Genomic DNA, 23,495 nt, shown 5'->3' with positions numbered 1-23,495 from the left:
TCACCATGTACCTGGAACGCCTCAACGCCATCAGCAGTCGGATCCCCGGATCTCTGGCCCTGTCCCTGGTGGGCAGCGACGGGATTCCGGTGGAGTCGGTGAGCTCCGATCCCAGCATCGATCTGGAGGTGCTGGCGGCGGAGCTGCTGATCCAGGTCCAGGCCATCTCCGAGGACAATCGGGAGCTGGCGGTGGGAGATGTGGAACAATTCTCGGTGGTGACGGACCGCCTGACCCTGCTGATCAGTGCCGTCACCCCCGACTACTATCTACTCCTCGTCCTCGACGGCGAGGGAAATTATGGGAGAGCTCGTTTCGAGCTGCTCCGCGCACGGCTGCTCCTGGAAGGGGATCTCTGAGCCCCGCTGAGCCGAGCCGAAGGAGCGGAATCGAAACGGTGGCCCGACCGTCCCTGGGACGCGGCCCGCGCTGGAACCAGCGGGGCCGGCCGCCGAGAGCTGCCGGGAGCCCGAAGCGGTCTCTCGATTTGAACGAGGAGCGATATCAGTGTTGAATTTCGAGGAAATCAAAGAGATCGTGGAATTGGTCGCCCAGCGAGGGCTCCAGGGCCTGGAGCTGGAACGGGCAGGCTTTCGATTGAAGATCGACGGCAAGGCCTCTGCCGCCCCGGCGCCGGTGGTTGCCGCCGCACCGATGGCGGCCCCCGTCGCCGCTGCCCCGGCTGCGGCTCCCGCCCCCGCCGCGGCGGCCCCGGCCGCTGCCGCTCCGCAGGCCGAGGCCGCCGCCGAGCCGGAAGAGGATCTCTACCGCATCAAATCTCCCATCGTGGGCACCTTCTATAGCGCCCCGAGCCCCGATGCCTCCGCCTTCGTGCAGGTCGGGGACAAGGTCAAGAAGGGCCAGACCTTGTGCATCGTCGAGGCGATGAAGCTGATGAACGAGATCGAGTCCGACGTCGACGGCGAGGTGGTGGAGATTCTCCCCGAGAACGCCCAGGCGGTGGAGTTCGACGAGCCCCTCTTCGCGATTCGGCTCGCCTGAGCCCGGCGGGAAGAGCATGTTCAAGAAGATTCTGATCGCCAATCGGGGCGAGATCGCGCTGCGGGTGATTCAGGCCTGCCGCGAGATGGGCATCGCCACCGTGGCGGTTCACAGCACCGCCGACCGCGACAGCCTGCACGTCACCTATGCCGACGAGGACGTGTGCATCGGACCGCCCAAGTCCGCCGACAGCTACCTCAACATCAACTCGGTGATCGCCGCCGCCGAGATCACCGGCGCCGAAGCGGTCCACCCGGGGTATGGCTTCCTCTCCGAACGGGCCCACTTCGCCGAGGTCCTGGACGAGTGCAAGATCGCCTGGATCGGTCCCAAGCCGGAGACCATTCGGATGATGGGCGACAAGGCCATGGCCCGCAAGAAGGCCGTCGAGGCCGGGGTGCCGGTGCTGCCGGGGAGCGAGGAGCCGTTGGAGAACGCCGAGGTGGGCCGCAAGCGCGCCGCCGAGGTGGGCTTCCCGGTGATCCTCAAGGCTTCCGCCGGTGGTGGCGGCCGGGGCATGCGCATCGTGCACCAGGAGGAAGATTTCGACGCCCAATTCGCCACCGCCAGCCAGGAAGCCCTGGCGGCCTTCGGCGATGGCTCGGTGTACCTGGAAAAGTACCTGGTGGAGCCGCGCCACATCGAATTCCAGATCTTCGGGGACGAGCACGGCAACGCCATCCACCTGGGCGAGCGGGAGTGCTCCATCCAGCGCCGGCATCAGAAGCTCATCGAGGAGTCGCCGTCGCCGGTCCTGACCCCGGAGCTGCGGGCCGAGATGGGCGCCGCCGCGGTAAAGCTGGCGGAGGCCGTAGGTTACGTCAACGCCGGCACCATCGAATTCCTGCTGGACAGCGACAACCGCTTCTATTTCATGGAGATGAACACCCGCATCCAGGTCGAGCATCCGGTCACCGAGATGGTCATGGGCCTGGATCTGGTGAAGATGCAGATCCGCATCGCCGCCGGTGAGGAGCTCAAGGTCTCCAGCGGTTTGCAGCCCCGGGGCCATGCCATCGAGTGCCGGGTGAACGCCGAGGATCCGGAGAACTTCCGCCCTTCGCCAGGGCGCATCGAAACCTTCCACCCCCCCGGTGGCCCCGGTGTGCGGGTGGATACCCATGCCTACGAGCACTACGTGGTGCCACCGTTCTACGACTCCATGATCGCCAAGCTCATCGTCCATGACCGGGATCGGGAATCGGCCATCCGGCGTATGTCCCGGGCTCTCGACTTCTTCATCATCGAGGGAATCCGCACAAGCATTCCCCTGCACCAGCGAATCCTCCGCGACGACGTCTTCCGCGCGGGGAAGCTCTCCACCCGCTTCATGGAGCGTTTCCTGGCCGAGGGAAAGTCCCAGTCCTGACGGACGGTACCGATGAGCCCGCTGAAGAACTCGGCTGACCTTCTCAGCAGGCTCCTATGAACGGTCTACCAAACGGCCAACCTCCGGACGCCCTCCTCGCCTCCGACTCCTCCGCCAGCTTGAGGCCGGCCACCGAAGCCGGCTCTCGCCTCTACGCCATCGCCGACCTGGAAGCCCTCGGGCCGCAGGGGTTGGCGGACGGCGTCCAGGCGATGGCGGAGGCGGGGATACCGTGGGTCCAGGTCCGGGCCAAACGCTGCACCGACGCCGAGCACTTCGAGCTGGTAGAAGAGTGTTGTGTGCGGGTGGAAGGTACCTCGACGGTGTTGTGGGTGGACGACCGAGCGGATATCGCAGCTCTACTGCCGGTGATCGGTGTCCACGTAGGGCAGCAGGACCTGCCGCCGGCGGCGGTGCGCCGATTGGTGGGAGCGGAGCGCTGGATCGGCCGCTCGACCCACGACGAAGAGCAGCTGCAGGCGGCGGATGCTGACGAGGAGGTGGACGTGGTCGCCCTGGGGCCCATCTTCGCCACCAGCAGCAAGGCGAATCCGGATCCGGTGGTAGGGTTGGATCTCCTGCGCACAGCCCGGGAGCTCACCGCCAAGCCTTTGGTGGCCATCGGCGGTATCGATGCCGAGCGGCTGCCAGCGGTTCTCGCCACCGGTGTCGACCGGGTGGCGGTCCTCGGGGCGGTCTGCCACGGGGACGTCTACCGCAACTGCTTGCGCCTGCTGGCGGTGGAGGAGGGAAGCCTATGAAGATCCAAGAGCATTTCACCAGCCGTTGGGGCCTGATCCTCGCCACCCTGGGGATGGCGGTGGGCACCGGCAATATTTGGCGCTTTCCACGAGTGGCGGCCACCAACGGCGGTGGCTCCTTCCTGGTCGCCTGGCTGGTCTTCCTGCTGCTGTGGTCGGTGCCGCTGCTCATCGTCGAGTTCGGTTTCGGCAAGACCTCCCGCCAAGGGGTGGTGGCCAGCTTCCTCAAGCTCGGCGGCCGGGGCATGACTTGGATGGGGGGTTGGGTAGCTCTCTGCGCCACCTTCATCATGTTTTACTACTCGGTGGTGGCGGGCTGGTGCCTGCGCTACCTGTGGGCTTCCTTGAGCGGCGAGTTCGGACACTCGAGCTCTCTGGAGCTGTGGCGGGGCTATTCGGAGTCCTCTGCCGCCCTGGCCACCCACCTTCTGGCCATGGGCCTGGCGGCGACGGTGGTGTGGTTCGGGGTGAAGGGCATCGAGCGGGTGGCGAAGGTGATCATTCCCACCCTCTTCGTGCTGGTGGTGATCCTGGCGATCCGGGCGGTGACCCTTCCCGGCGCCGTCGCCGGCCTCGAATTCCTCTTCACTCCGGATTGGTCGGAGCTCGCCCAGCCCCAGCTGTGGCTCGAGGCGCTGACCCAGAACGCTTGGGATACCGGCGCCGGCTGGGGCCTGGTGGTGACCTATGCCATCTACATGCGGGCCAAGGAAGACGTCTCTCTCAACGCCTTCCTCATCGGCTTCGGCAACAACTCGGTCTCGCTGTTGGCGGGGATCATGGTCCTGTGCACGGTCTTCGCCCTCAATCCCGGCGCCAGCTCCGAGATCGTCGGCGCCGGCAACGAGGGTTTGACCTTCATCTGGATGCCCCAGCTCTTCCAGCAGATGCCCCTCGGCGGCTTCTTCATGATTCTCTTCTTCCTCGCCCTTTCCTTCGCTGCCCTCACCAGCCAGATTTCGCTGCTGGAGCTCGCCACCCGGGTGCTCATCGACCTGGGGCTGAAGCGCAAGCTGGCCCTGGTGGCGGCGGCAGGAGCGGGAGCTTTCTTTGGCGCCTTCTCGGCTCTCGACATGGACGTCTTTGCGAATCAGGACTGGGTTTGGGGGGTCGGCCTCATGCTCTCCGGCTTCTTCTTCTCCCTGGCGGCGCTGCGATTTGGTCTGGAGAAGCTGCGCAAGGAGGTGGTGAACGGGGAGGGCTGTGATCTGCCCATTGGCCGCTGGTGGACCTTCCTGGTGGGGATCTTGATTCCCTTGGAAGCGGTGACCCTGATGGTCTGGTGGCTGTATAAGGCAAAGGGCTGGGATCCGGAGGGCTGGCTCAACCCGTTCAACGCCACAAGTGCTGGTACAGTAATTGCTCAATGGGCGGTGGTTTTGATACTCTTAGGCATATTGAACAGATGGCTAGTGAAGCGCTTGTCGGGGCGTCCATCGGGGCGCCTCGCTGAGGAGAAGCCATGAATTCCCTGGCCATCGGCACTATGGTCGTGATCTGCGGTATCGTCTGGGGTGGCTTTCTCGCTTGGATCGTCCGTGCGGTGCTTTGCGAGGGAGCCAAATCGCGCGATTGAAGGCCGCCGGATCCCCCCCACGCGGTCCCAAGCCCGGGGCACCGATGCACATCTTTCTCATCGGGTTCATGGGCAGCGGAAAGACGACAGTGGGCTCGAGGTTGGCAGACCGCCTCGAGCTCCCCTGGATCGACCTCGATGCCGAGATCGAGCTTCGTAACGAGCAGACGATTCCCGAGATCTTCGCCCGTCACGGAGAAGAGACTTTCCGCAAACTGGAACACGAGTCCTTATTAGAAGCCGTCGGGCGTCCGCAGGCGGTCATCGCCACCGGCGGCGGTTTGGCAGCGCAAGAGCGCGGACTCGACGTGATGCAGGAGACTGGAATCACCGTGTGGATCAACCCTTCCCTAGCGACCATCGTCCGCCGCTTGGCGGACTCGGCAGTGGGCCAGCGCCCGCTCTTTCAGGATTTGGAGCAGGTGAAGGCCCTCTATCGCCGCCGCCTTCCTTTTTATCGACGCTGTCGGGTGCACGTCGACGTCGGCGCTTCGGATTCGCCGCAGCAGGTGGTCGAGGGTGTCGTCGCCGCCATCGCTCCGATGATCGGCGGCTCTGATTCGAGAGCTTCCCAGTCGAGAACGGCCCAGTCGAGAACGGCCCAGTCGGAAGGCCAACGCCCCGGAGATCCGTCGTGCGCTACCTGATCGTCTCCGACATGCACGGCAATTGGGACGCCTTCGACTGCGTCCTCCAAGCCGCCGATCCCGAGGATTTCGACTCGGTCTTGGTCCTTGGGGATCTGGTGGGCTACGGAGCGGCTCCCAACCAGGTGGTGGAGGCGGTGCGCAACCTCAACGGCCACCTGCACGTCATCCGGGGCAACCACGACAAGGTGGTGGCGGGAGTGGACGACGGCTCCAACTTCAATTTCGCCGCTCTGACCGCCGCCCGCTGGACCACCCAGAGCCTGAGCGACGACAACCTGACCTATGTCCGCGATCTACCCCTGGGGCCGGTGGAGATCGAGCCGGGGATTCACATCTGCCACGGTTCTCCCCTGGACGAGGACGCCTATGTCTTCTCCGACTTCGATGCCCGGGAGGTCTTCCAAGGTAGCAAGGCGGTACTCACCTTCTTCGGCCACACCCACATCCCCTGCGTCTTCTCCCTCACCGAGGACGGCCAGATCGAGGTGGGCTTGCTGCGTGGCAAGAAAGGCCGCCTGGAGCTCCAGGAAGGACGCCGCTACCTGATCAACCCGGGTTCCATCGGCCAACCCCGCGACCGCGACCCCCGCGCCGCCTACATCACCTTCGACAGCGAGACCATGGAAGTGACCTGGTACCGCCTCCCGTATCCCATCGAGAAGGCCCAGGAGCGGATCATCGAGGCGGGGTTGCCGCGGGTGCTGGCGGAGCGGTTGGCGGTGGGGCAGTAGGCGGCCTGCAACTGACGGTTCACCGGGCAGGCCCTCACCCCCTCGGTCCCCCTCTCCCAGCCCGCCCTGGCCCCCTCCCGGTAGAGGGGGAAGCTCTTCGACGAGCACCGGCCACTTCTACCACTCCGTCACTCCCGCGAAGGCGGGAGTCTACGCGCTGGTGAGGACTGACTGCCGAAATCCCGAGGGCTGTTCGACCTCAAGAAACCAACTGGTTGGATAGGGAGTCTTCACTCCCCAATTCCGCGTGGATTTCCGCCTTCGCGGGAATGACGGAATCCCCTCTGCGACTACCCAGAAGCTTCGATGAAGGACCCTGGGAGCGCCGGCTTCCAGCCGGCTCCGGGGTGGCAGTGGGCTAGGTGACCGACTTCTTGGTCTTGGCCTCGGCGGTCCGGGCCGCGATGGTCTCTAGCATCTGGGCCTGACGCAGGCGGTGGTAGGTAGCGCCGGCGCCGCCGAGTAGGATCACGATCAATCCGTACCAGACCAGCTTGATGAGCGGCTTCTCGGTGACGTCCACCGCCAGCTTCGCCGGAGCCGCGGAGGTGCCCTCGCCGATGCCGGCGAAGGCCAGGCGGACGCCGCCTTCGGTAGCGTTGATGCCGGTGAGGGCCACCTGCCCGCCGCCGGGCAGGGGCATGGGCTCGATGTTCACCCGGCCGTCCGGGGTGAAGCGGTAGAGGGGCCGCAGGCGCTGGGTGGTGCCGCCGCGCTCGACCTCGAGGACGGCGCCGACGGTGGCGGGCTGACCGCTCTCCATCTGGGCCAGGGCGTTGCCCTCCACCTGCAGATCGAATTCCACGAACCGCACCTGAGCGTCACCGACGGTGCCCGCATCTCCCTTGGCCAGCTGCATCGTGCTCACCGCGCTGGCGGGTTGGCCGGGGTCGAACTCGATGGGGGAGATGTAGATGTCCGCGGTGAAGAGCTTGCGGATGTGCGGATTCGCCATCAGCTGGCCGGTGCGGTCGTTGACGAAGAGCTTGGGATACGCGAAGTAGACGTCCCCGTTGGGTCGCTGGACCTTGACCTCCATGCGCTCGCGCTCGTCCGTGGTGCGGGGCACGAAGCGGGTGAAGGTGAGCTCCATTCCCGCGACCTCCTGGGTCACGCCCTGCTCGAGGGTGACCTTGGTGCTGTGGTCGTAGGCGGAGGAGGCGAGGAAGCCCAGCAGCATCATTCCGACGCCCACGTGGGCCAGGTAGCCGCCAGCACCACCGAGACCGGTGAGGCGGTACTTGCGCACCGCCATCTGCAGGTTGGAGGTCAGGGCGGCGCTGGCCAGGAAAACCATGGTCAGGTGCATGGGGTGGCGCACCACCACGATGGCGCAGATCACGGTCAGCACCGTGGCCACCGCCAGCGATGGAATCAGCTGGCGCAGCAGCTTCTTGCCCTCCACGCCTCTCCAGGTCAGGAACGGCACCAGCGCCAGGAGAAACGCAATCAGCAGGGCGATGGGAGTGTTGACCTGGTTGTAGAAGCGCGGTCCCACCTGCCCCGGATCCTCCATGAAGGTGGTGAGGAGGGGGGCGGAGGTGCCCACCGTCACCACCAGAGCGGAGAGACCCACGGCGATGGTGGCGAGGACCATGAAGCTGCCGCGGGAGAAGATGGGATCCTCGTTGGGCTGGGTCTTCACATGGCGCAGGCGCAGAGCCAGCAGGCCGAAAGAGAGCAGGCCGAAGAAGCCCATCATGAAGATCAGCAGGCCGGAGATGCCCAGGTCCACGAAGCTGTGGACGGAGAAGTCCGCCAGCACGCCGGAGCGGGTCAGGAAGGTGCCGTAGAGCACCGACAGGAAGGCCAGGCAGGCGACCACGAGGTTCATCTTTCGGTAGCGTCCGCGGGTGCGCTCCATATGCAAGCCGTGGATCAGGACGGTACCCAGCAGCCACGGGATGAGAGAGGCGTTCTCCACCGGGTCCCAGCCCCAATAGCCGCCCCAGCCGAGGGTCTTGTAGGCCCAATAGCCGCCCATGAGGATCGCCATGCCCAGCACCAGGAAGCCGCCCAGGGCGAAGGGGAAGGCGCGGGCCGCCCAATCGCTGAAGTCCTTGCGCCACAGCGCGGCGACGGCGAAAGCAAAGGGGATGGCGGTGGAGGCGTAGCCGACGAACATGATCGGTGGATGGATCACCATCCAATCGTCCTGGAGCAGCGGATTCAGGCCCTTGCCGTCGAGGGGGCTCTCGGCGAGCATGACGAAGGGGTTCTCGCGGATCAGGATGAAGACCAGGCCGAAGAGGGTGAGCAGGTAGATGCTCATCACCCAGGGTTCGCTCTTGCCGCAGGCCTTGAGCAACAGCAGCCCGAGAAGGGAGCCGAAGACCAGCCAGATCAGGAAGCTGCCCTTCTGTCCGGCCCAGAAAGCGGCGAATTGGTAGTGCATGGGCAAATCCATGCCGCTGTACTGGAAGACATATTCAATGCGGAAATCCCGGCGCACCAGCAGCAGGCCGAAGACCACCGCCGTCAGGCTCATGGCCATGGTGTAGAAGCGGTAGGCGCGGCGGCCGTAGGCGATTCCGGAGGGATCCCCGCTGATGGCGGAGGTATAGCCCCAGAGTGCTGCCAGGCCGAAGAAGAGGGAGCTCCACAGGGCCATGGCGCCCGGTAGGTAGAGGGTCGAGATGTGATCCGAGAGCGGAGCCAAGAAGTCCAAAACAGCCTCCAGGAGGAGAGATCAAGAGGAGCGGTGAGACCTCGGGGCCGACGAGGCCGAGTCGACGGGAAGTAAGGAGTGGAGGAGATCGGCGGGTGCGGGCGGCGTCACCGCCCGCATCACCGCGGAGGGCCTACGGTTCAGCCGTAGACTTTCTCTTCCATTTCGGCGCCCTGATACTTGCTCGGGCACTTGACCAGCAGCTTTTCCGCTTCCAGCCGGTCGTTGGTGCTGTCGTAGTGGCCGATGGCGACGATGCTCACGGCCTCCTCGAAATTCGCCGGCTTGAGGCCGTGGTAGCGCACCTTCAGGGTGTCGCCGTTCTCCGGGTCTTCGAGGGTGAAGAGCAGAGATTGCCCCGCCTCGTCGTAGGAGGAGCTCTCCGCCTCCAGGCCGCCGGCGACCTGCACGGTACGGTTCATCTCCCGAGCCTTGTCGTAGGAGACGTAGGGGGTCAGGGTGTCCTGGAAGGAGGCCATGGTGAAGCCAGCGAAGGCGAGCAGCAGGACCACCCCGAGAATTTGGAACTTACGCTGTTTCATCGGTCTTCCTCCAGATCGCGGATTTTACGGTTCAAGTGTAGAAGATATAGGAAGAGGCCGGTCCAGATGACCAAATTGACGGCCAGAATCCACGTATTGTCACCTAGCATTGTCGTCACCTAGCATCGTTGGCCTCCTGAGACACCGGTTGGGCCGTCTGGCCCCAGCCCGCCGGCAGAGTGTCCATGCGCCGGTCGCGGAGGGCCGCCAGCCGGCAGCGGAGATTGTGCATCCAGAAGAACAAGGTCATGAACGCGAAGGAGCTGGCTCCCAGCACTTGGCCCATGCGCGCTTCCATCTCCACCTTCGCCTGCTCGTTGATCACCGGCTCCGGATGCAGGGTAAAGCCGGTCATGCGGGGCAGGATGAAGAAGAGGAAGGGGGCGACCACGAGGCCCAGGACGGCATAGGCCGCCGCCAGGCGACGCTCCCGCTCCGGGTCGGGGACCGCGCTGCGCAGCACCAAGTAGGCACCGTAAAACAGGATCGCGACGGTGATCCACACCTGTCGAGGATCCCAATTCCAGTAGGCGCCCCACATGATCCGCGCCCACAGGGAGCCGGTGACGGTGGCCAGGATGCAGAAGACCAGCCCCAGCTCCACCGCCGCCATCGACGCGTGGTCGTGGCGCAGCTCGCGGCCGAAGAAGAGGTAGCGGACGCTCCACACACCGGCGGCGAAGAAGGCGATGAACGCCGTCCAGGCCATGGGTACATGGAAGAAGAGGATGCGGCTGGATTCGCCGATGAATCCGGCGGCGGGGGGCGCATAGAAGAACGCACCCCAAATGACCCAGCTGATCCAAGCCCACAGCAGCCACTTCAAGCAAAGTCTAATCATCACACGCTCATGGATTCCATACTGCGGGAAAGAGCAGCAATCCCGCTACCAAGACGGTCCCATCATACAAGAGCAGCTGGCGGAGCACTACCGCAGCAGGATCCCCGGCGACGGCGGCGCGGCTGGCCTCGATGGCGAGTACCAGCAAGGGTAACAGCACCGGCAGGGCGAGCACAGCGAAGAGAGCTCCGCTGGTGCGCGCCTGGGCGATGATGGCGGCCACCAGGGTGCCGCCGGCGGCGAGGCCGAAGCCGCCGAGGAAAAGCCCCGCCACCAACACCCCGGGGGTCGCCACCGGCAGCTGCATCATCGCCAGGTAGAGGGGGGTCACCAGCAGCTCGAGGGCGAAGACCACGGTCACCCCGTAGGCCAGCTTGCCGCAGAAGAGAGCGGTGGGATCCGCCGCCAAGCGCAGGCCGTTGGCGGTGTGGGTCTCCTCCTCGTGAACGAAGACCCGAGGCAGACCGGCGGTGACGGCAAAGAGGAGCAGGACCCACAGCAGCACCGGCAGCACGGTGGTGCGCTCGCCGCTGCGGGCACCCAGCGGGCCGAGGCTGAGGGTGACCGTCACCAGCGTGGTGAGGGCGAAGAGGCCGAGGGTGTTGAGGGCGTAGCGGGTGCGCAGCTCGCATCGCCATTCCTTGGCGAAGACGGCGGTCGCTTCAGCCAGCCAGCTGGAGGTGCTGTGTGACATAGGGAAGGTCCAGGGGGCCGGGATTGGCGACCACGGCGAGGCCGTGACCCAGGTGCTCTTCGAGCATCTGGCGGCCGGTTTCGCGGCCCGGATCGTCGAGGTTCTGAAATGGCTCGTCGAGGAGCAGCAGCGGCGGCCGGTGGAGCACCGCGCCGCACCATCGAAGACGCTGCAGCATGCCCGAGGAGAGGGCGCCGGCCTCGCGGCCCGGTGGCAGGCCGACGCGGTCCAGGAGCTCATCCACCCGCGCCTCCTCCACCCGCCGCAGGCGGGCGAAGAAGAGCAGGTTCTCCCGGGTCGAGAGCTCTTCGTAGTAGGCCATGTCCGGCGCCGCGTAGCCGACGGCGTGGCGCCGCTCCCGGGGGCTCAGTGCTCGCTCCCCGAGGCGCAGCTCGATCTCCCCCCGATCCGCCGCCAGCAGCCCTGCCAGACATTTGAGCAGCGTGCTCTTGCCGGATCCGTTGCGCCCCGTGACCAAGAGCACCTCGCCGGCCTGCACAGTGGCGGAGACACCGCCGAGCACCGGCAGACGACCGAATCGGCGCACCACCTCGGTGAAGACCAAGGTGGGGGCCGCCGGCGAGTCCGTCGGCGAAGCTGGTGAAGACTGCGTCTTCGAGGGTCGGGTATCGGACACGGCGGTGATTATAGGCGCTCCGCTGCTTCTCTGCCGGGGTGATGTGCCTTGTCCACCGGCGGCGGGGGACGTAGGATGCCGGCCATGGAGACCCTTTTTCGGTGTTTGCGGGGCGTCATGGCGAGCGGACTGCTGCCTGTGATCCTCCTATCCTCGGCCGTCGGAATCCTCGCCGGCTGTGGTGGAGCCGCGCCCATTTCCCTGCCCAAGCCGCAGCAGCGTCCGGAAGCTCTGCCCAAGGTGGAGAATCTGGAGTTGCGCAGCCTGCTCCTGCTGTTGGCGGACCGGCGGCTGTACGAGCCGTTGACGGTGGAGCGTGCCTTTGACGGCGACGCCGAGCTGCGCCGGGAGCTGGCGGTGGTCCTGGGGAGGATTCAAGAGCGGGCGGGGATCCCGACGCTGCAGGCGCTGCTGCTGGACGACTCACCGGAGGTCCGACGGGAGGCTGCCTTCGCTCTCGGTCTGCTGGGAGTGGATACCGCCCGGCCGCAGCTACTGAGGGTGGCCACCGGCGAGGATCGCGCGGCAGCGGTGCTGGCGGTGGAGGCCTTGGCGGCGTCGGGGGTTTCCGTGCTGGACGTGGGGGAGGCCCTCGCAGTGTTGGAAACGGAGTCGGGGTTGGGACAAGAGGAAGTCTGGCATCGGCTCCTGCCGGTGCTCCACCGCTTTTCCGGCGAGCCGGCGGTGGCGCTGGCGCGGTTGGGGCTGGAGCAGGCACCCAATGCCGAGCTGCGGGGGTGGGCGGTCTACGCCTTGGCTCAGGATCCCCAGCCGCGGGTCGCCGCTGATCTGCGGCCGCTGCTGGCGGACGAAGACCCGTGGATTCGCGGTCTGGCGGCTCAGGCCCTGGGGCGCATCGGCGACGGCCCTGATTTGGAACGGCTGGCACCGCAGCTCCAAGATCCGGATCCCTGGGTGGTGATCCAAGCCCTCGAGGCCGGCCGCCGGTTGGTGGCTTCGGCGCGGGCGGCGGCGGTACCGAGCTGGCGCGAGGCACTGGCGCGGCTGGTGGTGGATCCCCGCCCCGGCGTGCGCATGACCGCCATCGAGACCTCCGCCTATTGGCTGTTGGACGAGCTCCTGGAGGCACCGCTCCTCGCCTATCTGGAGCCCGGAGAGGCGGGGGAAGCCGGGGAAGCCGATGCGGAGGGCTGGGCCGGGGATCGGGCGCTGGTGGCTTTGGCGGTAGGCGGCCACGAGCGCAGCCCGGACTTGATCCGCGCCGCCGCCGCAGCGACTCGCGTCGAGCGACGGGTGGCGGCGGTCCGGGCTGCCGCCGTCGCAGCGAGCGGGGCTGGAGTCCTCGACACGCTGGCGGAGGATCCGGAACCGGCGGTGCGGCGGGCGGTGCTCGAGGAGCGGCTGGCGGCGCTGGCCCGGAACGGTTGGACCGAGACGGACCTGGACCGCGGTGAGGCGTTGGCCCGGGGCGCCTTGGAGGATGTGGACGCGTCCCTGTGGGCCACCGCCTGCGATTGGCTGACCGAGATCCCGGCGTTGCCGGTGGCGGACCTGGCGGTGGCGGCGGTGCGCACCACCCGAGTGCTGGAGGCGCGGCTGTCGGCGGTGCGGGCGCTGGCGGCGCGAGGGGCGGCCCTGGAAGAGGAGACGGAGGACGCGGCGACGGTGCTGCAGGCGCTGGCGCGGGACTCCAACTGGCTGGTGCGGCGGCAGGCGGCGCGGGCTCTGGTGGAGCTGGGACGCACTCCGCCGCCGGTGGGGCCGGTGGCCAGCGGCCGAGGAGTCGATTCCTACGAGGACGTGATCCTGCGTACCCGGCGCCCCCGACGGGTGGAGCTGGTCACCTCCCGCGGTTCCCTGGTGCTGGAGCTCGACTGCCCGGCGGCTCCCATGACTTGTCTGAGCTTTCTCCAGCTGGCCGACCAGGGATTCTTCGACGGCCTTGCCTGGCATCGCCTGGTGCCCGGCTTCGCGGTGCAGAGCGGTGACCCCCGGGGGGACGGCTGGGGCGGCCCCGGCTACCGTTTGCGGGACGAGGTCAATCGTCGCTCCTTCCGCCGGGGGACCGTGGGGATGGCCCTGTCGGGGCCGGATACGGCGGGTAGCCAATTCTTCATCACCCTCTCCCGTCAGCCCCAGCTGGACGGCGTCTACACTGCCTTGGGCGAGGTGGTGGACGGGGAGGAGCTGCTGGGACTACTGGAGCCGGGGGACCGGGTGGAGAGCGTGCGGCCGGTGCCGTGAAGGGAGTGGGACGAGGATGAGCAGAGACTGCAGCCAGGGGCACCGCGGATCGCCAAGAACACGTCTGCAACCTTCAGCACCACAGGCCGTAGAAGAGCATGGCACGAGGAGCTGGGCGGTTGAATGACGAACAGTTAGTGGCCGCCATACTCGCGGGTCACCAGGACGAATTTAAGCAGCTGGTAGAGCGCTATCAGGGGCGCTTGGTCAACTACTTGTACCGGATGCTGCGCAACGTGGACGAAGCCCACGACCTAGCGCAGGACGTCTTCATCAAGGTGTACCAGGCGTTGGATAGCTTCAATCCGCGCTACCGTTTCTCGACCTGGTTGTTCCGGGTGGCGAAGAACGCCGCCATCGACCATCTGCGCAAGAAGCGGATGAAGTTGGTTTCTTTGAATCGGCAGGATCCGGACAGCGGCGAACCCCAGGATTGGGATCTGCCGAGCCCGGATCGTGGGCCCTACGGAGAGCTACGCAACCTGGAGCGCGGAGACGCCATCCAGGAGGCCATCGAGGGACTGCCGTGGGAGTATCGGGAGTTGATCCTGATGCGTCACTACGGCGAGCTGTCCTACGACGAGATCGCCACCCTCAAGGAAATGCCCTTGGGGACGGTGAAGAACAAGCTTTTCCGGGGCCGGCAGATGCTCAAGCAGAAGCTGGCGAGCTACCTCACCGACTGAGCTTCCCTCCGAGGCTGAGCTCAGCTTCGGAGGAAGTTCCGGCGCCATCGGTGGCTCGGCGGAGCTGGGTATCTGGCAAGATCTTCGATTGTCGTAGAATCGTTGAACCACTCTTCGGCAAGTCGAAATTTTAGGGAAGCAGAGCGCTTCCACCGAAACGGGATCCACCGGTAGACGAGGATTCCACAAGCGATGAGGGGACGTCCCATGGCGACGGTTGATCGAACGGTCCTCGAGGATTGGCTGCACCAGGAGCTCGACGGCGAGCTCACCGGTTTGGAGCAGCAGCAGCTGGAGAAGGCGCTAGCCGGCTCGGAGGAGCTGCGGCTGGAGCGCCAGGCTCTGCAATCCCTCGACCAACAGCTGGCCTTGAGCCGCATTGCGGTGCGCGAAGGCTTCGCCGACGAGGTGCTGGCGGACCTGCCGCCGGCGGCCTGGGAGTCTCGCAGCCGCCGCGCCTGGCGCGTTCCCCTGGTAATGCTGGCGGCCTTGGTCGCAGCGGTGCTGGGGATCGGTTACGGCTTCGGCATGGGTTCCGCTACGCCCCAGACCGGCCTGGTGGGCGCGCTGGCTTCGGTGGCGGATCTCTTCCAGACCGCAGTGCTCGCCGGCACGGGTCTTTTGGGCTTTAGCTGGAAGGGTCTGCGCCTGGCTTTCCAGGAGCTGCTGCTGGACCAGCCGGCGGCTTTCGCCGGCATGGTGCTGCTCCTGGTCGGCCTCAACGTCCTGCTCTATCTCGGCCTGCGGCGTCACCGCCGTCCGGGCAGCGCGGTTTCGCGGAGCTCCAACGACTCGTAAGCTTCTGTCCCGCCGTCCATTCCTTGCCCGGGTATGGCTTCCCGGGGTGAGGGCGCGGTAGATTCAGACAGATGAATCGAGCTGTCCGTCAATTCGCCCTTCAATTGGTCTGTCAACGAGCGTCCCTAGCCCTGGCCGCGATCCTGTTGGTCACCGGCTTTGGATGGAGCGCTGTCAATACCTTGGCCCAAACCGAGGTGGGGGAAGCTGCAGCCGCTCCGGCCCTGCACCTGCGCTCCGGCGCCGTGGCGCGCAATCAGGTGGTGGGGTTGGGCCGGGACGTGGTGATCGACGGCGACGCCGGTTCCGACGTGGTGGCGGTGGCGGGATCGGTGACGGTGGCGGGCAAGGTCGAAGGGGACGTGATCGCCCTCGGTGGCGACGTTCGGCTGCAACCCACCGCCCGCATCCAGGGCGAGGTCTTCGCCCTCGGAGGGGTGATCGAGGCGGCCCCGGGGGCGGATCTGGGCGGCCGCACGGTCTCCTATCCCAGCGTCGCCACATCCTTCCTCGCTCTGGTGGCGGAGCCGGCTTTGGGCTTGCCGCCGCTGTCGCCGCCGGTGTTGTTGGCCAAGCTCTCGCTCCTCACCGCCTGGCTGCTCTTGGTGCTGCTGTGCTTCGCCGCCAGCGCCCCGCAGGTTCTGGCAACGGCGCAGAGCGTGCGGGTGGAACCCCTGCGCAATGTCTGGGTGGGGCTCACCGGCATCGCCAGCTTTGTGTTGACGGGGCTCTTCGTCAGCGCTTTCGCCGGGCCGGTGGCGGGACTGCCGCTGCTCGCCCTGGTGATTCTGGCCCTGCTCCTGCTCAAGCTGTGGGGGATGGTGGCGGTGTTCTACGCCGTCGGGGACGCGTTGTGCCGGCGCTTGCGGCGCAAAGGGGGGCCGCGGGTCGCCACCCTCACCGCTGCCACCGTCGGGCTCGGCGTGCTGGGGTTGGTCAAACTCATCCCCTACCTCGGCACCTGGGTCTGGACCATCGCCAGCCTGGTGGCGGTGGGGGCGGCCTTGAGCACCAAGCTGGGCCGCCGGGAGCCGTGGTTCGAGCTCGATCCGGCGCCGGCGTCCTCCCGCTCCTGACGAGAAAACCCCGAATCGGTCTCGAACAGGCCGGTGATTTGCACCCGTCGAGGCGGTCCGGAGGACGGGGGCAATGTTGACCCCGTAGGGGGGATCTCTTACTCTGTCAATAGCCGCCGGGGCGCTCTCGGCCCCCGCCCGAAGGCGTTTCCCTCCCGCCAGCAAGGTGCCTAGAGTCGTTGCGCGAAGGAATCACGCTACCGAATCACCTCAAGCTTTGATCAGAAGACCAGCTTTGATCAGAAGAGCACACCATCCCAACCCAGGCTCGCGATGAAACAGCCGGATCGACAATCAACCCGTAGCCGGGACTCCGAAGCCGAAGAGGCCGCCCAGGCTTCCGCCCACCGCCAGGACTCCGCGCCCGACGGTGTGATCTGCCAGGTCTGCGGCGAGGTCAACGGCGAGGATCAGGAGTATTGCCGCCGCTGTCACCACAAGCTGCTGGTGATCTCCGGGCCGGTGTTCGAGGAGGACATGGTCTTCGAGCACTCGGAGGACGATGGTTTCTCCTTCGACGAACACCTGCTGGAGCGCATCTCGATCCTCGAGGAAGTGGTCAAGCGCAGCGCCGAGAGCCTGCGGCAGCTGCTGGCGGCGGTGAAGAAGCAGGAGCGCAACGTCCTGATCAACAACACCGGGCTGACGGTGTTGGGAGAGCTGTTGGAAGAGCACGGCGTGCTCGAGCCCAACGCCTGGAGCGAGCGCTGGCAGGGGCGCATGGACGAGCATCTGTCGGCGTTGGAGCGGCGGGAGAGATTCCAGAGCCTGCGCGAGCGCATCACCGGTCTCTACCACGGGCCGGATGTGGCGGAGTTCGAGGATCGGTTGACCGGAGCGGAGGCGGCCCTGGGAGCCTACGACGGCGAGGCTGCCCTGCGCTCTCTGGAATCGGCCTTGGAGCTCGCTCCGGACAATTACGAGCTGGCCTACCTGGTGGGGGAGATCCACTTCGACGACGGGGAAATGGACGCTGCTCTGGAGCTTTTCGAGCGCGCCCTAGAGCGCCGGCCGGACCACTACGACAGCCTGCTCTATGCCGGCGCGCTGCACTATCAGCGGGGGGATACGGAGCGGGCGGCGGAGCTGCTGGAGCGCGCTGCGGCGGTGCAGCCGGACGCCTTCCTGCCCCATTTCAGCCTCGGGGCGGTGCACGCCAGCAGCGGCGAGCTGGAGCTGGCGGTGGAGCGGCTGGAGCGGGCGGTGGAGATCGATGTGGTGCCCCAGGCGCTCTATTTGCTGGGAAGCTGTCTCTACGAATTGGGGCGTTTGGGGGAAGCCATCCAACGGCTCCAACAGGCGGTGAAGATTCGCCCGGCCTTCGAAGAGGCGCTGCAATTGCTCGGACTGGCCTACCTGGACCGCCGATGGAACCGCAAGGCCCTGGCGGCCCTCAGCCGAGCTCAGCGCCTGAGCCCCAAACGCATGCGCTACCGGGACTTGGTTCTCTACTTGCTCGACCAGGCCCAGTCTCCGGCACCGCCGTCCTCGGAAGAGGCACAGGAGTGGTTCGCCCGGGCCTACGCTTGCTTGGAGCGGGACGATCTGGACCGGGCCCTCACCAACTACCGGCGCGCCTTGGCCCTGGAACCGGAGAACCCGCTGCTGCTGATGTCCTACGCCCTCCTCTGCCTGCAGCTCGACCGCGGGCGCGAGATCGAGGCGGTGAGCTGGCGGGTGCTGGAGCTAGAGCCCGACGAGGCCCTCAAGGCCACCGCCTACGCCACCCTCATCGAGGCGCTGCGCAGCCAGGGCAAGTACCGCGAGGGCAACCGCATCGGCCGGCAGCTGCTGGCGGAAGGGGCCTCGGACTTCAGCAAGACCATCGCCTATTACGAGATGGCTTACAACCTGGCGGAGATGGAAGAGAATCTGGATCAGGCGTTGGACTACGCTCGCCGCTCGGTGGAGCTGTCACCGGCGGAGCTGCGGCAGCTGCCGCTGGCGGCCCTGGGCTGGGTGCACTACAAGCGCCACGAGTACAGCGCTGCCATCGACTCCCTGTCCCGGGCTTCGGAGCTGGCACCGTCCGCCACCACCCTCAATCATCTGGGGATGGTGCTGCTGGCATCGGGGCAGCAGGACCAGGCCCGGGAGGTGCTGGCGGAAGCCCGCAGCCTCGGCCAGGGGGAGGCCAACGTCGAAGAGAAGATGATCGAGACCGTGCGGGAGAACCGCCGCATGCCGGAGGCGGCACCGCCGAGACCCAAGAAGTAGAGCCACGAGTAGATTCAAGACGAACCGCTGACAGTTCGGGCAGCCGTCGGGAAACCGCGCGGTCTCGCCTCCCAGCGAGGCCGGCCGCGTTCGCTGCAAGAGAACGAAACCAGAGAGACCAGGAGATTCGGGATGCGCTGGAGCCAATTTTACCTGTACACGACGCGGGAAGTGCCCGCCGACGCCGAAGTGGTGAGCCATCGGTTGATGGTTCGCGCCGGCATGATCAAGAAGTTGGCGGCGGGGATCTACACCTACCTGCCCTTCGGCTGGCGCAGCGTGGAAAAGCTCACCGCCATCGTGCGCCGGGAGCTGGCGGTGGCGGGAGCGGTGGAGCTCTCCATGCCGGCGGTGCAGCCGGCGGAGCTGTGGGAGGAGTCCGGACGCTGGGAGCAATACGGCAAAGAGCTCCTGCGCATGGAGGACCGCCACGGCCGCAGCTTCTGCTTCGGTCCCACCCACGAAGAGGTGATCACCGATCTGGTGCGCCACGACATCAACAGCTACCGCCAGCTGCCGATCAATCTGTACCAGATCCAGACCAAGTTCCGGGACGAGATCCGTCCCCGCTTCGGGCTCATGCGCGGCCGTGAGTTCATCATGAAGGACGCCTATTCCTTCCACGTCGACGCCGACTCCCTGGACGAGACCTACCAGGCCATGGCGGACGCCTACAGCCGGATCTTCGAAGCCTGCGGGCTCGACTACATCGCCGTCGAGGCGGATACCGGCACCATCGGCGGCTCCGCTTCCCACGAGTACATGGTGCTCGCCCAGACCGGTGAGAGCGAGGTGGTGCGCTGCCCCGACACCGGCTATGCGGCCAATGTGGAGAAGGCGGAGAGCGGCCCCCTACCGGTGCCGGCGAAGGAGGACCCGCAGCCCTTGGAAGAGGTGGCCACCCCCGGCGCCACCGCCGTGGCGGACGTGGCGGAGCTGTTGGAAGTACCCCAGGAGCGGGTGGTCAAGACCCTCGTCTACGACACCGATCAGGGGCTGGTGGCGGTGGCCATCCGCGGAGATCGGGAGGTCAACGAGCTCAAGCTCAAGGCGCTGCTGGACGCCCAGGTGGTGGGACTGGCGAGCGAGGAGAAGGTGCGCCAGGCCACTGGCTCACCGGTGGGCTTCGCCGGTCCCGTGGGGTTGCCGAAGGACTTGCGGCTGATCGGCGACGTCTCGGTGCAGGAGCTGACCAATTTCGTCTGCGGCGCCAACAAGGCCGATGCCCACCTCACCGGCGTCAACTGGGGCCGGGACGCCGACCCTGAACAGTGGGCCGACGTGCGCCTGGTGCAGGGCGGGGATCCGGCGCCCGCCGGTGAGGGCGTGCTGGAGCAGTTCCGGGGCATCGAGGTCGGTCATATCTTCAAGCTCGGCACCAAGTATTCCGAGGCCATGGGCTGCACCTTCCTCGACGACAGCGGTCAGAAGCACGCCATGCCCATGGGCTGCTACGGCCTCGGCATCGGTCGCACCGTCGCCGCCGCCATCGAGCAGAACCACGACGAGGACGGCATCATCTGGCCGCTCCCTCTGGCCCCCTTCCAGGTGCTGCTCATCGCCCTCAACCCCAAGGACGACGAGGTGGTGGCCCAGGCCGACAGCCTCTACGCCGACCTCCAGACCCAGGGCCTGGAAGTGCTCTACGACGACCGCCGGGATCGCCCCGGCGTGAAGTTCAAGGATGCCGACCTGACCGGCATCCCGGTGCGGCTGGTGGTGGGGGCCAAATCCCTCAAGGAAGGCCAGGTGGAGATTTCCCTGCGCCGCGACCGGGAACGCCAGATGACGGCGGTGGCGGACGCGGTGGCGCGGGTGGCGGAGCTGGTGCGGGGGTGAGTCTTCTAGCATGGCTTCTCGGGCTCAGTTGAAGCGTCTGATCTGAAGCTCGAGCGCCGAAATGGTGGGCTGGCGCCCACCCTATAGCTCTCTGGTGCGTCTCCGCGAGTAGGGTGGGCGCCAGCCCACCATGACGATGTTCCCGGATCCGGCCCCGCGAGGGGTTGAAACCCTTCGTTAGTCCATCTCGTCCTTAGCGGGACGAGCCCCCCTGCCCGCCCGGCGCCATTGACATCTCTCCAGCATGCGCTAAAATCCGCCCAGTTTTGATGATTTTCTTCTGAGTGTCCCGGCGCATGTCGGCCGGCACTGAGGCGTCCGGGTTCTTCTCGTTCCTCCGGGCTTCTTCTCAGCTTGCCGGTCTGCGGCCTCCGTCTTCTCCGTTCGGCAGATGTCGGTTTCCCGCCGCTGACCGTTCGTCGCGGACCGTCGGCACAAGGTTCCACAGTTTAGGGAAGGCAAGCTCTCCGAGCTCCGAGATGGAGTTCGGCGAGAGGCTTGCCGTCTTGGGTGTTCCCATTCGTGTGTCTACATTGGGAACCCCATTTCTTTGTTCCTGCCCGAGGGACTCGGGCAAAAGGAGGAGCCTTGTGATGCGATGGATGACGATTGGATTGTGCGTGCTCGCCTGTCTCGGCCTTGCTGTCGGTGCTGGCGCCGACGGCGAGATGACCCGAGCGAATCTGGTGGACCCTGCGGTGGAGGATTTCACCGCGCCGAAGCCCATCCAGGTGGGTGAGGAGATCGCTTTCACCCTGCAGTCGCCGGAATTCTTGGGCGGCCTGGTGGCCGGCCGCAACGACCTGGTGTGGAGCGAGGAGATCGCCTATCCGGAGGCGACCTACATCGCCCCCCATTTCTCCAACTTCGACCTGCCGGAAGGCGCGTACCTGGTGGTGCGGGACCCGGAGAACGTCCGTTCCTGGACCTATCAGGGCGGTGAGGATCTGGGCAAGGAGCGGGCCAACGGCTTCTGGGGTATTCACATCAGCGGCCCCAAGGCCGTCCTCGAGCTGCACAGCTCGGTGGCGCTGCCGGAAGGGGCGGTAACCCTGGATAGCTTCGCCCACGGCTTCAGCGAGCTGGATGCCACCCCTGGAGACACGGAAGCCCTGTGTGGCACCGACGACTCCGGCTGGGCCAAGTGCTATCAGAGCAGCGAGCCCACCATCTACAGCGAGTCCCGCGCGGTGGCGCGGCTGCTGATCAACGGCACCTCGGCGTGCACCGGCTGGCTGGTGGGCAGCGAGGGCCATGTGATGACCAACGAGCATTGCATCGGTGGTTCCTCGGCGGCGGCCAACACCAATTTCGAGTTCATGGCAGAGGGTAGCTCCTGCTCCACCAGCTGCGCGTCCTGGGGCGCTTGCTCCGGCACCGTGGTGGCCACCTCCTCGACTCTGGTGAAGCTCAACGCCGGTCTCGACTACGCTCTGGTCAAGCTGCCCACCAACCCCACCGGTACCTACGGCTACATGCAGATGCGCAACTCGACGCCGTCGGTGAACGAGCGCATCTACATTCCGCAGCATCCCGCCCATTGGGGCAAGAAGATCGCGGTCTTCTCCAGCCACTCCAGCGACGGCTCCGGCTACGCCGAGATCTACAGCCTCAGCCGCCCCGCGTGCAGCGGCTCCGGCTCGGACATCGGCTACTACGCCGACACCCAGGGTGGCTCCTCCGGCTCGCCGGTGCTGGCCTACTCGGATCACCTGGTGGTCTCGCTCCACCATTGCGCCAACTGCCCCAACCGGGGCGTGCCCATCACCTCCATCATCAGTGATCTGGGCTCCAGCGTGCCGGCGGACGCCATCGGTAGCGGCGGTGGCCCGCCGCCCACCGGCGGCTGCCCGTCGGGCTACACCTCTCACACCGGTTCGATCTCCAACGGTCAGAGCATCGTGGTCAGCCAGGGTTCCGCCAGCGGCACCATCATCGGTGAGCTGGACGGCACCGCCACGGACCTCGACCTCTATCTCGACGTGGAGAGCTGCAGCTGGTGGAGCTGCTCGTGGTCCAACGTGGACAGCGGCACCAGCCCGGACTCCACCGAGACGGTGAACTACAGTGGCAGCTCCGGCACCTATCGCTGGCGGGTCGTGTCCTACAGCGGTAGCGGTACCTACGAGCTGTGCGTGAACCAGCCCTGATCGGGGAGCGCCTGCAGTGAAGAGAACGCTCACCCCCGGCCGCTCTGCGGTGCCGGGGGTGAGCTTTGTGCGTTTTGGGGATCGGCGAGCAGTCCAGATTCGTCCTTCCTTGACAGAAATCCGTGGGAAGGCCATGATCCCTCGTTCGTTCTGTAGCGACCAGCGGCTCGATTCGTTGCGCGAGCTAGCGCTCTGCGGCGATCCGCTTCCACCAGTCTTGCGATCCTGGGAATGAGACGACCACGGAAACTCGGCGACGCAGGTTCTTTCGGGCTGATCTGGCTTGGCCAGACGGTCTCCCTCATCGGGTCCCGACTGAGCTTCTTCGCCCTCAGCGTCTGGATCTTCCAGACCACCGGTTCGTCGACCCAATTCACCGCGGCGGTGGCTCTCGGGGTGCTGCCGGGACTGCTGGCGGGGCCGTTCATCGGGGCCCTCATCGATCGCTGGGACCGCCGCCGGGCGATGATCCTGGCGGATTCCGGCTCGGCGGTGATCACGCTGGTGCTGGCCTATTTGGTGCTCGGCGGCGATCTGGCGGTGTGGCATATCTACGTCGCCATCGCCATCGGTTCGGTACTCGACGCGGCGCAGGTGCCGGCCTACTCCGCCGCGGTCACGCTGCTGGTGCGGCGTGAGCACCTGGGGCGGGCCAACGGCCTGATCCAGTTCGGCGAGTCCGGCGCCAAGATCATCGCTCCCGCCGCCGCCGGACTGCTGCTGCCCATCATCGACGTCGGTGGCATCCTGCTCATCGATCTGATCACCTTTGCCTTCGCCATCTTCACGCTCTTGTTGGCCCACGTGCCGCTGCCCAAGCTGGAGAGCGTCGATGGAAAACCTCCGTCGCTCCTGCAGGAGGCGATTTTCGGCTGGCGCTACATCCGCAGGGACTCGGGCCTCAAGGCGTTGTTGCTCTTCTTCGCCGTGTTCAATCTGCTGTGGGGGGTGAATTTCGTGCTCATCACCCCGCTGGTGCTCTCCTTTACCAACGCCACGGATCTGGGCTTCGTGCTGGCGGTGTCCAGCGCCGCCTCGCTGGTAGGAGGGCTG

At 66.3% G+C, this 23,495-nt stretch carries 20 protein-coding genes; 15 read left to right on the top strand and 5 right to left on the bottom strand.

Features of this window, described 5'->3' with window-relative positions; translation table 11 throughout:
* Positions 1–5: 5 nt before the first annotated feature.
* From SX243_11280 to SX243_11250, 7 genes are all read left to right on the top strand, one after another.
* Entirely contained in the window at positions 6–359 is a 354-nt protein-coding gene (locus tag SX243_11280; protein ID MDY7093540.1) for a hypothetical protein, read from the top strand.
* A gap of 148 nt (positions 360–507) precedes the next feature.
* Complete coding sequence (accB, locus tag SX243_11275) at positions 508–1,002, top strand: acetyl-CoA carboxylase biotin carboxyl carrier protein (GenBank protein ID MDY7093539.1); 495 nt, start codon at positions 508–510, stop codon at positions 1,000–1,002.
* Between the two features lie 16 nt (positions 1,003–1,018).
* On the top strand, positions 1,019–2,371 hold the full coding sequence (gene accC, locus SX243_11270; GenBank protein MDY7093538.1) for an acetyl-CoA carboxylase biotin carboxylase subunit: 1,353 nt from the start codon (positions 1,019–1,021) through the stop codon (positions 2,369–2,371).
* A gap of 56 nt (positions 2,372–2,427) precedes the next feature.
* Positions 2,428–3,132, top strand: coding sequence for a thiamine phosphate synthase (gene thiE / locus SX243_11265; protein ID MDY7093537.1), 705 nt, complete (start codon positions 2,428–2,430; stop codon positions 3,130–3,132).
* Positions 3,129–4,598: a sodium-dependent transporter gene (locus tag SX243_11260; GenBank protein MDY7093536.1), complete on the top strand. Its 1,470-nt coding sequence runs from the start codon at positions 3,129–3,131 to the stop codon at positions 4,596–4,598. Before thiE ends, SX243_11260 begins: the two co-directional genes overlap by 4 nt.
* A 154-nt stretch (positions 4,599–4,752) precedes the next feature.
* The gene (locus tag SX243_11255; GenBank protein ID MDY7093535.1) at positions 4,753–5,355 is read left to right on the top strand and encodes a shikimate kinase; all 603 of its coding nucleotides are present in this window, start codon (positions 4,753–4,755) and stop codon (positions 5,353–5,355) included.
* On the top strand, positions 5,343–6,089 hold the full coding sequence (locus SX243_11250) for a metallophosphoesterase family protein (protein MDY7093534.1): 747 nt from the start codon (positions 5,343–5,345) through the stop codon (positions 6,087–6,089). The genes SX243_11255 and SX243_11250 overlap by 13 nt, the downstream gene beginning before the upstream one ends.
* Before the next feature lie 358 nt (positions 6,090–6,447).
* On the opposite strand, the gene ccsA (SX243_11245) is transcribed toward SX243_11250, so the two are convergent.
* The 5 genes from ccsA (SX243_11245) to SX243_11225 all read right to left on the bottom strand — a co-directional run bounded on the left by ccsA (SX243_11245) (position 6,448) and on the right by SX243_11225 (position 11,471).
* Complete coding sequence (gene ccsA, locus SX243_11245; GenBank protein MDY7093533.1) at positions 6,448–8,757, bottom strand: cytochrome c biogenesis protein CcsA; 2,310 nt, start codon at positions 8,755–8,757, stop codon at positions 6,448–6,450.
* A gap of 140 nt (positions 8,758–8,897) precedes the next feature.
* A complete protein-coding gene (locus tag SX243_11240; GenBank protein ID MDY7093532.1) occupies positions 8,898–9,299 on the bottom strand; it encodes a cytochrome c maturation protein CcmE in 402 nt (133 codons plus the stop codon).
* A gap of 115 nt (positions 9,300–9,414) precedes the next feature.
* Positions 9,415–10,140 (bottom strand): cytochrome c biogenesis protein CcsA, encoded by a 726-nt coding sequence (gene ccsA / locus SX243_11235; protein MDY7093531.1) that lies wholly within the window; start codon positions 10,138–10,140, stop codon positions 9,415–9,417.
* A 7-nt stretch (positions 10,141–10,147) separates the two neighbouring features.
* Positions 10,148–10,834: a heme exporter protein CcmB gene (locus SX243_11230; GenBank protein ID MDY7093530.1), complete on the bottom strand. Its 687-nt coding sequence runs from the start codon at positions 10,832–10,834 to the stop codon at positions 10,148–10,150.
* On the bottom strand, positions 10,803–11,471 hold the full coding sequence (locus SX243_11225) for an ABC transporter ATP-binding protein (protein MDY7093529.1): 669 nt from the start codon (positions 11,469–11,471) through the stop codon (positions 10,803–10,805). The genes SX243_11230 and SX243_11225 overlap by 32 nt, the downstream gene beginning before the upstream one ends.
* A gap of 84 nt (positions 11,472–11,555) precedes the next feature.
* Between SX243_11225 and SX243_11220 the strand changes: the two genes are divergently transcribed.
* The 8 genes from SX243_11220 to SX243_11185 form a co-directional block, all read left to right on the top strand.
* Positions 11,556–13,676, top strand: coding sequence for a peptidylprolyl isomerase (locus SX243_11220; GenBank protein MDY7093528.1), 2,121 nt, complete (start codon positions 11,556–11,558; stop codon positions 13,674–13,676).
* A gap of 119 nt (positions 13,677–13,795) precedes the next feature.
* Complete coding sequence (locus tag SX243_11215; GenBank protein MDY7093527.1) at positions 13,796–14,362, top strand: sigma-70 family RNA polymerase sigma factor; 567 nt, start codon at positions 13,796–13,798, stop codon at positions 14,360–14,362.
* 207 nt (positions 14,363–14,569) lie between these two features.
* On the top strand, positions 14,570–15,160 hold the full coding sequence (locus SX243_11210; protein ID MDY7093526.1) for a hypothetical protein: 591 nt from the start codon (positions 14,570–14,572) through the stop codon (positions 15,158–15,160).
* Between the two features lie 71 nt (positions 15,161–15,231).
* Positions 15,232–16,236, top strand: coding sequence for a polymer-forming cytoskeletal protein (locus SX243_11205; GenBank protein ID MDY7093525.1), 1,005 nt, complete (start codon positions 15,232–15,234; stop codon positions 16,234–16,236).
* Between the two features lie 273 nt (positions 16,237–16,509).
* A complete protein-coding gene (locus SX243_11200) occupies positions 16,510–18,453 on the top strand; it encodes a tetratricopeptide repeat protein (protein ID MDY7093524.1) in 1,944 nt (647 codons plus the stop codon).
* A 132-nt stretch (positions 18,454–18,585) separates the two neighbouring features.
* On the top strand, positions 18,586–20,292 hold the full coding sequence (locus tag SX243_11195) for a proline--tRNA ligase (protein MDY7093523.1): 1,707 nt from the start codon (positions 18,586–18,588) through the stop codon (positions 20,290–20,292).
* 593 nt (positions 20,293–20,885) lie between these two features.
* Complete coding sequence (locus SX243_11190; protein MDY7093522.1) at positions 20,886–22,442, top strand: serine protease; 1,557 nt, start codon at positions 20,886–20,888, stop codon at positions 22,440–22,442.
* Positions 22,443–22,673: 231 nt separating this feature from the next.
* The coding region (locus SX243_11185; protein ID MDY7093521.1) for an MFS transporter at positions 22,674–23,495 on the top strand (822 nt) is incomplete at its 3' end.

The sequence above is a fragment of the Acidobacteriota bacterium genome (assembly GCA_034211275.1).
Lineage (GTDB): Bacteria > Acidobacteriota > Thermoanaerobaculia > Multivoradales > JAHZIX01 > JAGQSE01.
The sequence above is the reverse complement of the archived record's forward strand: the minus strand, read 5'-3'. Positions and strand labels throughout refer to the sequence as shown.